Below are 10,693 nucleotides of genomic sequence, written 5' to 3'. Positions count from 1 at the left end.
GAAGCCCCGCCCACCTCCGCTGCCCCTGCTCGAACCCCCTGCGGTCCGTCACGGTGCAACGCATCCACTTGACCAGCACGCGCGCCATAGTACGGCGCTATGCGTGGCATGGGTCACGCTCCGCGAAGGAGTACCCGCACGAGAGTCGCCGTGACAATGGCGGCCATGACCGCGCTGCATGATCACCCTCTGTTCGGCCGTCTGGAGACGGCGGAACGCATCCTGGTCGCGGGAGCGGGCGGCGGTTTCGACGTCTACTCCGGCCTGCCCATCGCCTTGTCCCTGCTCGCCCAGGGCCGCCAAGTGCACCTCGCCAACCTGACGTTCAGCTCGATCGGCGGGCTCCCGGCCGAGTCCTGGTTGGCGGAGAACGTGGCCCGCGTGGGCCCGGACTCCGCACCGCACCAGTGGTACTTCCCCGAACGCACCCTGGCCTGCTGGCTCGACCGGCACGACTTTCCCAGCACCGTGCTCGCCTTCGAGCGCACGGGAGTTCAGCCGCTGCGCGCCGCGTACCGCGCGGTCATCGAGGAGTACGGGATCGACACGGTCATCCTCGTCGACGGCGGTACGGACATCCTCATGCGCGGGGACGAAGCGGGGCTGGGCACCCCCGAGGAGGACATGGCAAGTGTGGCCGCCCTGGCGGGAATCGACACCATCGACCGCCTGGTCGTATCGGTCGGCTTCGGCGTGGACGCGTATCACGGGGTGAGCCATGGCTTGGTCCTCGAGAACATCGCGGCCCTGGAACGCGACGGCGCCTACCTCGGCGCGTTCTCGATTTCCCGTACGACACGGGAAAGCGCCCTCTTCGTCGACGCGGCGGTGCACGCCCATGACGACACCCCCGACCATCCCAGCATCGTCAACGGCTCGATAGCCGCCGCGGTCCAAGGCGTCTTCGGCGATGTGCACTTCACCGAACGCACGCACGGAAGCGAGCTGTTCATCAATCCCCTGATGGCCCTCTGCTTCACCTTCGAACTCGAGGGCCTGGCACGCCGCTGCCTCTATCTGGACCGTATCGAGAACACGCATCTGATCCGCCAGGTCCACTCGGAGATCGCCCGTTTCAGAGACGAGCTCTCCCACACCCGCCCGCCGCGCAGGATCCCGCACTGACCGCCCAACTCGGCCGACTGTTGCGCGAGTTGTCGTACCGACGACGTAGCGTGTCCTCAAGGAGACGTCCAGGGGAGATCTGATGAGCAGTTTCAGCAAGGGGCTGACCAAGGTGGAGGCCGGCCTCAAGTGGGATCCGGCAGCACCGGGCCGTCCGAAGCACGACCTGGACCTGGTGTGCGCGGTGTACGACGCGTCGGACCCGCACGGCAAGCCGGCGTACCTGGTCCACTTCGGCAGCCGCTCCCCCGACGGCACCATCACGCTGAACCGGGACAGCCAGACGGGCCAGGGCTTCGGCTACGACGAGGTGATGACGCTCGAGCTGAACCGGCTCAACGAGAGCTACGTCCGCGTGGTCCTCGGCGTCGCGATCCAGCAGTCCCAGGGCGACCTCACCTTCGGCGAGACCCTCAACGCCTCGGTCCGCCTGCGCGAATCCCACACGGATCTGGCCCATTTCGACTTCACGGCCGTCCCCCGCTGCACCGCGGCGGTCCTCGCCGAGTTCACCCGCGACGGCGGCAACCACACCTGGCAACTCCGCCCGGCTTTCAAGGGCTTCGAACTGGACCCGTCGGCGTTCGCGCTGGCCATGGGGGCGCCCGTCTGAGCGGCTGCGGGCCGAAGGGGGCCGTACGGGCATCCCTGGCAGGCTCGCCGGCCACAAGCCCCGCACACACCGAAGGGGACCGGCTCAACAGCCGGTCCCCTTCGGTCAGTTACCGCTCAGCGGTGGTGCCTCAGCTGCAGCCGCTGGTGGAGCCGCAGCCCTCGCAGATGTAGCACGAGCCGGCGCGCTGCATCTTCGTACCGCAGGAGAAGCAGAGCGGGGCGTCCGCCTGGATGCCCAGCTGCATCTCCACGAGCTCGGCACTGGTGTGCGCCTGCTGCGGAGCGGCCTTCTCGGCGGCGGCAGCGGCCTTCGGCGTCTCGACGGCCTTCAGCTCCTGGGCGCGCGGCGCCGACTGCGCCAGACCCTGGACGTCGAGCTCTTCCTCAGTGGGCTCGTACGAACCCGTCTCGAGGTGACGCTGACGCTCCTCGGCCGAGTGGATGCCGAGCGCCGAACGCGTCTCGAACGGCAGGAAGTCGAGCGCCAGGCGGCGGAAGATGTAGTCGACGATCGACTGCGCCATCCGCACGTCCGGGTCGTCCGTCATACCGGCCGGCTCGAAGCGCATGTTGGTGAACTTCGAGACGTACGTCTCGAGCGGCACGCCGTACTGCAGACCGACCGACACGGCGATCGAGAAGGCGTCCATCATGCCCGCGAGGGTCGAACCCTGCTTGGACATCTTCAGGAAGACCTCACCGAGACCGTCGTCCGGGTAGGAGTTGGCGGTCATGTAGCCCTCGGCGCCACCGACCGTGAAGGACGTGGTGATGCCGGGACGGCCCTTGGGCAGACGCTTGCGGACGGGACGGTACTCGACGACCTTCTCGACGGCCGTACGAATGGTGTCCTCGGCCTTGGCGGTGACCGCCTCCTTCTCCTTCTCCTTCTTCTGCACGGAGAGGGGCTGGCCGACCTTGCAGTTGTCGCGGTAGACGGCGAGCGCCTTGACGCCCATCTTCCACGCCTCGAAGTAGACCTCTTCGACGTCCTCGACGGTCGCCGTCTCCGGCAGGTTGACCGTCTTGGACAGCGCGCCCGAGATCCACGGCTGGATCGCCGCCATCATGCGGACGTGGCCCATCGCAGAGATGGAACGCTCGCCCATGGCGCAGTCGAAGACCTCGTAGTGCGCGGCCTTCAGACCGGGGGCGTCGATCACATTGCCGTGGTCGGCGATGTGGGCGACGATCGCCTCGATCTGCTCCTCCTGGTAACCCAGGCGGCGCAGGGCCTGCGGCACGGTGCCGTTGACGATCTGCATCGAGCCGCCGCCGACCAGCTTCTTGAACTTGACCAGGGCGAGGTCGGGCTCGAGACCGGTGGTGTCGCAGGACATCGCGAGACCGATGGTGCCGGTCGGGGCGATGACCGAGGCCTGCGAGTTGCGGAAGCCGTTCTTCTCGCCGAGGCGGATGACGTCCTGCCAGGCCTCCGTGGCCGCGGCCCAGACCGGGGTGTCCAGGTCGTCGACGCGGATGGCGTTGCCGTTGGCGTCGGCGTGCTGCTTCATGACGCGCTTGTGCGGCGTGGCGTTACGGGCGTAACCGTCGTACGGGCCGACGACCGCGGCCAGTTCGGCGGAGCGCTTGTACGAGGTGCCGGTCATCAGCGAGGTGATCGCGCCGGCGAGCGCACGGCCGCCGTCGCTGTCGTACGCGTGACCCGTGGCCATGAGCAGGGCGCCGAGGTTGGCGTAACCGATGCCCAGCTGACGGAAGGCGCGGGTGTTCTCGCCGATCTTCTGCGTCGGGAAGTCCGCGAAGCAGATCGAGATGTCCATCGCGGTGATGACCAGCTCGACGACCTTGGCGAAGCGCTCGGACTCGAAGGACTGGTTGCCCAGGCCGTCGTCCTTGAGGAACTTCATCAGGTTCAGCGAGGCGAGGTTGCACGAGGTGTTGTCCAGGTGCATGTACTCGGAGCACGGGTTCGAGCCGTTGATCCGGCCGGACTCCGGGCACGTGTGCCACGCGTTGATGGTGTCGTCGTACTGGATGCCGGGGTCGGCGCAGGCCCAGGCCGCCTCGGCCATCTTGCGGAAGAGCGACTTGGCGTCGACCTCCTCGATGACCTCGCCGGTCATACGCGAGGTGAGACCGAACTTGCCGCCCTCCTCGACCGCCTTCATGAACGTGTCGTTCACACGGACCGAGTTGTTGGCGTTCTGGTACTGGACGGACGTGATGTCGTCGCCGCCCAGGTCCATGTCGAAGCCCGCGTCACGCAGCGCGCGGATCTTCTCCTCTTCCTTCACCTTGGTCTCGATGAAGTTCTCGATGTCGGGGTGGTCGACGTCGAGGATGACCATCTTGGCCGCGCGGCGGGTGGCGCCACCGGACTTGATGGTTCCGGCCGAGGCGTCCGCACCGCGCATGAAGGAGACCGGCCCCGAGGCGTTGCCGCCCGAGGACAGGAGCTCCTTGGAGGAGCGGATACGGGAGAGGTTCAGGCCGGCGCCGGAGCCGCCCTTGAAGATCATGCCCTCTTCCTTGTACCAGTCGAGGATCGACTCCATGGAGTCGTCGACGGACAGGATGAAGCACGCGGAGACCTGCTGCGGCTGCGGCGTACCGACGTTGAACCACACCGGGGAGTTGAAGCTGAAGATCTGGTGCAGGAGGGCGTAGGCCAGCTCGTGCTCGAAGATCTCGGCGTCGGCGGGCGAGGCGAAGTAGCTGTAGTCCTCACCGGCCTTGCGGTAGGTCTTCACGATCCGGTCGATCAGCTGCTTCAGACCGGTCTCGCGCTGCGGGGTGCCGACGGCCCCGCGGAAGTACTTGCTGGTGACGATGTTGACCGCGTTCACCGACCAGAAGTCGGGGAACTCGACGCCACGCTGCTCGAAGTTGACCGAGCCGTCGCGCCAGTTGGTCATGACGACGTCACGGCGCTCCCACTGGACCTCGTCGTACGGGTGCACGCCGGGGGTGGTGTGAATGCGCTCGATACGCAGACCCTTGCTGGCCTTGGATCCCTTGGCGCGGGAACCTCGTGCCGGGCCGCTCGTCGTCTCGGTCATGCCGCCTCCCTATATCGGGCTAAAACGCCCCAGAGTGCCCCGCTCTTCCCGAGGCGTGATGTGTGTCTGATGCCGCGAGCGCCGCTATACCGCCCGCAACAGGTCTTCTGGCCGCCGATCGGCCGCAGAACCGGCCCCGCGAACACCCCGCCAAGGGGCCCGCAGGCCGGCCCGCCGGTCAGTCGGCGGCGGTGGCGGGAGCGGGGACGTCAGCCCCCGGGGGTCCCGCTTGCTCCGCTTCGGGTGCGTCCTCGGCGCCGGCGGCAAACTCCTGCACATGCCGCAGCTCGGTGATGGCCGCCTCGAAGTCCTCGAGTGAGTCGAACGCCCGGTAGACGGACGCGAAGCGCAGGTACGCGACGAGGTCGAGCTCCTGCAACGGGCCGAGTATGGCCAGGCCCACGTCGTGGGTGGTCAGCTCGGCACTGCCGGTGGCACGCACCGCCTCCTCGACCCGCTGGCCGAGCTGGGCGAGTGCGTCCTCCGTGACGGGCCGCCCCTGGCATGCCTTGCGCACACCATTGATGACCTTGGTACGGCTGAAGGGTTCGGTCACTCCGCTGCGCTTGACCACCATCAGCGAGCAGGTCTCGACGGTGGTGAAGCGACGGGTGCAGTCCGGACACTGCCGGCGCCTGCGGATCGACGTGCCGTCGTCGGTCGTACGAGAGTCGACGACCCGGCTGTCGGGGTGCCTGCAGAAGGGACAGTGCATTGCTCCCAACCCTCCTTCACAGCACGACTGAATGGCCTCTCACAAGGCGCGGTTTGTCACCGCTGCCCCGCCCGAAGCGACCCCCAGCATAGGCGATGACCGAGGCCCATAGGACCAGGGACCACAACTTCTGGGCGGCTACGCCAATCCAACCACTAGATCTGGGGTTTGGCCGCATTTTCGGCACCATCGCGTGTCGCTTGCGGAAGGCCATGAGCGTTGCCTGCGGGAGGCGTTGAAAAGGGTACGCGACGACTGGGCCCGCATCCCGCGCGACGGCCGATGGCAGACTGTGACGCTCACAGGAACGGACCTTGTTCGAGCTTCGGCAGTACACCCGAGCACATGATCACGTCAGGCAATACAAAGTTTTTCACTCGAACGTGTGTTTGGCGCAACCTTTCGAAAGCAACTACCGTTGTCCGACTAGGGAGACCATTCTCGGAAGGGGCCGCCGTGACCACCACCGCAGACAGTGCCAGCATCACCGCCCAGGAGCGCTCCCAGGGCCGACTCGAGGCGGTGCACGCCATGAATGACTCCGGCATGAACCCGGAGGGCCAGAAGCCCGCACGCTCGCTGCCCGGGCGACCTCCCGGGATCAGGGCGGACAGCTCGGGACTCACGGACCGGCAGCGCCGGGTGATCGAGGTGATCCGGGACTCCGTGCAGCGGCGTGGTTACCCGCCGTCGATGCGCGAGATCGGCCAGGCCGTGGGCCTGTCCAGCACGTCCTCCGTGGCCCATCAGCTGATGGCCCTGGAGCGCAAGGGCTTCCTGCGCCGCGACCCGCACCGCCCCCGGGCGTACGAGGTGCGCGGCTCCGACCAGGGCAGCAGCCAGCCCACGGACACCACCGGCAAGCCCGCGGCGTCCTATGTCCCGCTCGTCGGCCGGATCGCGGCCGGTGGCCCGATCCTCGCCGAGGAGTCGGTCGAGGACGTGTTCCCGCTGCCGCGCCAGCTCGTCGGTGACGGTGAGCTCTTCGTCCTCAAGGTCGTCGGTGACTCGATGATCGAGGCCGCGATCTGCGACGGGGACTGGGTGACGGTCCGCCGCCAGCCCGTCGCCGAGAACGGTGACATCGTCGCCGCCATGCTCGACGGCGAGGCCACGGTCAAGCGCTTCAAGCGCGAGGACGGCCATGTCTGGCTGCTCCCGCACAATGCGGCGTACCAGCCGATCCCCGGCGACGAAGCGACGATCCTCGGCAAGGTCGTGGCGGTGCTGCGCCGCGTCTGAGGTCCGCGACGGGACCTCCCGTCCGCCCCTGACCGGGCCCCGGAACCACCTGCGCCGGTTCCGGGGCCCTGTGCTGTTCGGCTGCGGGGCCCCGCGCTGTGCCGGTGACGGGCCCCGCTCCCTGCTTTCCGGCAACAGGGGCCCTCTCCGTACGCACGAGGCAGCGTTCTACTCGTCGTCCGCCTCGGCCGCGGCCTGCTCCTCCACGTCGACGTCCGCTGCCTTGGCGGCCACCTCGGCGTCCGCCGCTTTGGCCGCCGTATCGAGGTCCGCCGCCTTGGCCGCCGCGTCGATCGCCGACAGGGACCGACGGACCTGGTTGCGGTCGGTCGTGTACCAGAAGTCCGGCATCGAGGACTTCAGGTAGCTGCCGTAACGGGCCGTGGCCAGACGGGGATCGAGGACCGCCACCACGCCTTTGTCCCCCGACGCCCGTACGAGACGGCCCGCGCCCTGGGCCATCAGCAGCGCCGCGTGCGTGGCCGCGACGGCCATGAAGCCATTGCCGCCGTTCTCCTCGACCGCCTTCTGGCGCGCGCTCATCAGCGGATCATCGGGCCGGGGGAACGGGATCTTGTCCATCACCACCAACTGACAGCCCGTACCCGGCACATCCACGCCCTGCCAGAGGGAGAGCGTGCCGAAGAGACAGGTCTTCGGATCGGCCGCGAAGTTCTTGATGAGCTCGCCGAGGGTCTCCTCGCCCTGGAGGAGGATCGGGAACTCGGGGATCCGTGACCGCAGCTCCTCCGCCGCCTGCTGGGCACCCCGCATCGACGAGAACAGACCGAGCGTGCGGCCGCCGGCGGCCTGGATCAACTCGGTGAGCTCGTCGAGCATGTCCGCGCGGTCACCGTCCCGCGCCGGGCGCGAGAGATGCTTTGCCACGTACAGGATTCCCTGCTTGCGGTAGTCGAAGGGCGAGCCGACGTCGAGGCCCTTCCACACCGGCAGTTCCTCGGCCTCCGAGGTGCCGGCCGTACCTTCGGCTGCGAGGCCCAGTGACGCGCCCACCCCGTTGAAGTCGCCGCCGAGCTTCAGCGTCGCCGAAGTGAGCGTCACCGAGCGGTCGGTGAAGAGCTTCTCGCGCAGCAGGCCCGAGACGGACATCGGTGCGACGCGCAGTGACGCGCCGAAGCGATCGTGCCGCTCGTACCAGACAACGTCCCACTCCGACCCGTTGGTGATCCGCTCCGCGACATCGTGGACCGACTCCACCGAGGCCTGCGCCTGCTTGCGTACCGCGTCCTCGTCCTGCACCGATCGGTCGCGGGTCGAGCCGAGCGCGGAGATCACATTGCGGGCGGCGTCGCGCAGGGCGAGCAGCGCATAGCCGAGGTCTTCGGGGATCTCTTCCAGACGGCCGGGCAGGGCCAGTTCCATGACTCGTTCGAAGCCCTCGGCCGCGGTCTGCAGCTGGTCCGCGACCTTCTCGTTGACCAGCTTGGCGGCGCGCTTCACCGCACGGTTGACCTGGCCGGGCGTCAGCTCGCCGGTGGCGACACCCGTGACCCGGGAGACCAGCTCATGCGCCTCGTCGACGATCAGGACCTCGTGCTGCGGCAGCACGGGGGCGCCCTCGATGGCGTCGATGGCGAGCAGCGCGTGGTTGGTGACGACCACGTCGGCGAGCTTGGCGCGTTCGCGAGCGCTCTCCGCGAAGCACTCCGCGCCGTACGCGCACTTCGTGGCGCCCAGACACTCCCGCGAGGAGACCGAGATCTGCGACCAGGCCCGGTCGGAGACGCCCGGGGTCAGATCGTCCCGGTCGCCGGTCTCGGTCTCGTCCGCCCAGTCCCTCATCCGCAGCAGATCCTGGCCCAGCTTGCTGGTGGGCGCGGCCGCCTCGAACTGGTCGAAGAGCCCCTCCTCCTCTTCCTGCGGCACACCTTCATGGAGCCGGTGCAGACACAGATAGTTGGAGCGGCCCTTGAGCATCGCGTACTGCGGCTTGCGGCGCAGCAGCGGATGCAGCGCCTCCACCGTGCGCGGCAGGTCGCGCTCCACCAGCTGGCGCTGGAGTGCGAGCGTGGCCGTGGCGACGACCACGCGCTCCCCGTGGGCGAGGGCCGGGACCAGATAGCCCAGGGATTTTCCGGTGCCCGTGCCCGCCTGGACGAGGAGATGCGAGCCGCCGTCGATGGCTTCGGCGACCGCCTCGGCCATCGTCACCTGGCCAGGACGCTCCGTACCGCCGACGGATGTGACGGCAGCATGCAGGAGTTCGGGGAGTGAGGGTTTCGTCATAGGCCGACCACCCTAAACGGGTCCACTGACATTCCTTCGCTCGGAGGCTCCACAGCCGCTCTCACGGCCGGTGCAGAGGGTTCGGGACCGTGCCGTGCACCGCCGCGTGCGGGCGTTCGGGCCGGTCGCGGTAGCCGTCGAGGTGCAGACGGTTGCGGTTGAGACAGAGCCGGGCGATGCGCTCGCCGAGCAGGTCGAAGGTCTCGAAACGGTCCTTGAGCTCCGGAAAGCGCGCCTGGTAGCGCAGGATCTCCGCCCGTACCAAGGACCAGAAATCCCCCTCGGACACGCCCAGTTGCTGCTCGCACAGCGGCGCGAGATAGCGGAAGACACCGACGAAGAGCCCCGAGTGGATGAACTGGGTGAGGAAGTCCGGCGGCTCCGTCAGGAGCACCGCGCGGACGTCCTCGGGCATGGAGTCGTGCTCGGGCAGGGGCACGGCGCTGACGTTCATGTCGTCGACGAAGTCCTTGACCGCGAGACGGACCGGGATGTCCTGCTCGTCGAAGACGACGATCGTGTTCTCGCCGTGGGGTGAGAAGACCGTGCCGTACCGATAGAGGAAGTGGAGCAGGGGCGGCAGGAGCGCACCGAACAGACGGCGCAGCCAGGCCTCGGGGGCCAGGCCTGAGCGGGCGACGAGTTCGGCGGTGAAAGCCCTGCCGTGCGGGTCGACGTGCAGCAGGGAGGCGAGGGTGCGGGCGCGTTCGCCCCGGTCCAGGTAGCGGCCGAGCGGCTCGCGCCAGATCGCGCCGAGGAGTTCCTTGTATTGATACGGGACCTCCGCCAGGCCGTCGTAGACGGGATGCTCGACGGTGACCGAGGCGATCTCGCCAAGGAGGACGGCGCGGGTCTCGTCGCACAGGAACGGGTCGGCGTCGCGCAGCGCGTGCACCCAGGCGGTGACCGCGGGGGCGGCGGCGGTGCGTTCGGTGGGCAGTCCGCGCCAGACCAGGGTGTTGAGGATGGACAGGGGCAGTTTCACGGTGTGCCGCTCGGGGTGCGACAGATTGAGGAAGGTGCGGATGGACTGCTGCGGCAGGCGCAGATCCCCGTCGGGCGCCAGCGGAACGATGTCGCCGGCCGCGACGGACGACGCGAACAGGGGCAGCACGATCTCGTCCCACTGCCAGGGATGTACGGGCAGCAGCAGATAGCGCGCGGGGTCCAGGCCGCGCGTACGGAGCGTCTCACCGAAGGCGGCGCGAGTGGTCGCGTCCAGCTCGCGTGCGTACAGCTGCTCGGGGGTGTCCAGGCCGCGCACTCCGCGATACGAGGCCAGCTCGCGGCTGACCGCGATCCAGGGGAGCTGGGCCGGCCGGCGCGCTTCGGGAGCCCACCGGGCGCAGTCCTGGGCGGAGAAGCCGAGCCGTCCCTTGTTGAGTACGAGCCAGGGGTGGCCGGTCTGGTGGCCTTCGAGTGCGGCGTAGTCCAGGTCGGCGAGGGCCGCCGCGGGCAGGGCGGTGTGGTCGAGGCGGGTGTCGGCGGCGAGCGTGGCGTTCAGCTCGTGGATGAGGTGGCCGAGGGTGGAGCCGTCGAGGCCGAGGGTGCGGCGGGCGGCGGTGATGAAGCGGACGGGGTCGGTGCAGGGGACTGCGCGCTCTGGGGTGTCCGCATCGACGGTGATGCTGTCCGGGTCCACTCGCCAGGAGTCGTAGGCACCTCGGCTTGCGTGGAAGGCGAGGTGGCGGCCGTCGTCGAGGGAGATCGTGTAGCGGTGGTAGGC

The 10,693-nt window shown here is 68.6% G+C and carries 7 protein-coding genes and 1 pseudogene; 3 read left to right on the top strand and 5 right to left on the bottom strand.

The features are described 5' to 3' along the window. Positions 1–79 (bottom strand): annotated as a pseudogene (locus G6045_RS42245) (DUF4937 domain-containing protein); the annotation flags it as partial. Positions 80–165: 86 nt separating this feature from the next. Here G6045_RS42245 and G6045_RS35320 point away from each other — a divergent pair. Both G6045_RS35320 and G6045_RS35315 read left to right on the top strand, forming a co-directional pair. Then, positions 166–1,125, top strand: coding sequence for a DUF1152 domain-containing protein (locus tag G6045_RS35320; protein WP_165336301.1), 960 nt, complete (start codon positions 166–168; stop codon positions 1,123–1,125). 82 nt (positions 1,126–1,207) lie between these two features. Further along, entirely contained in the window at positions 1,208–1,738 is a 531-nt protein-coding gene (locus tag G6045_RS35315) for a TerD family protein (RefSeq protein WP_165336300.1), read from the top strand. Positions 1,739–1,868: 130 nt separating this feature from the next. Here the strand turns inward: G6045_RS35315 and G6045_RS35310 are convergent, their stop codons facing one another. Continuing rightward, positions 1,869–4,763 carry a vitamin B12-dependent ribonucleotide reductase gene (locus G6045_RS35310; RefSeq protein WP_165336299.1) on the bottom strand — a complete coding sequence of 965 codons (2,895 nt, stop codon included), beginning with the start codon at positions 4,761–4,763 and terminating at the stop codon, positions 1,869–1,871. Positions 4,764–4,941: 178 nt separating this feature from the next. Then, positions 4,942–5,478 (bottom strand): transcriptional regulator NrdR, encoded by a 537-nt coding sequence (nrdR, locus tag G6045_RS35305; protein ID WP_165336298.1) that lies wholly within the window; start codon positions 5,476–5,478, stop codon positions 4,942–4,944. Positions 5,479–5,934: 456 nt separating this feature from the next. Here nrdR and lexA point away from each other — a divergent pair, with 456 nt between their 5' ends. Further along, the gene (gene lexA, locus G6045_RS35300) at positions 5,935–6,720 is read left to right on the top strand and encodes a transcriptional repressor LexA (protein WP_165336297.1); all 786 of its coding nucleotides are present in this window, start codon (positions 5,935–5,937) and stop codon (positions 6,718–6,720) included. A gap of 168 nt (positions 6,721–6,888) precedes the next feature. Here the strand turns inward: lexA and G6045_RS35295 are convergent, their stop codons facing one another. Both G6045_RS35295 and G6045_RS35290 read right to left on the bottom strand, forming a co-directional pair. After that, complete coding sequence (locus G6045_RS35295; protein WP_235968519.1) at positions 6,889–8,967, bottom strand: ATP-dependent DNA helicase; 2,079 nt, start codon at positions 8,965–8,967, stop codon at positions 6,889–6,891. Positions 8,968–9,028: 61 nt separating this feature from the next. Further along, positions 9,029–10,693: IucA/IucC family protein (locus G6045_RS35290; RefSeq protein WP_165336296.1), on the bottom strand; the 1,665-nt coding region annotated here is incomplete at its 5' end.

This window comes from Streptomyces mesophilus, from assembly GCF_011044995.1.
Lineage (GTDB): Bacteria > Actinomycetota > Actinomycetes > Streptomycetales > Streptomycetaceae > Streptomyces > Streptomyces mesophilus.
Note: the sequence above shows the minus strand (reverse complement) of the source record. Positions and strands in the feature narration are given on the sequence as shown.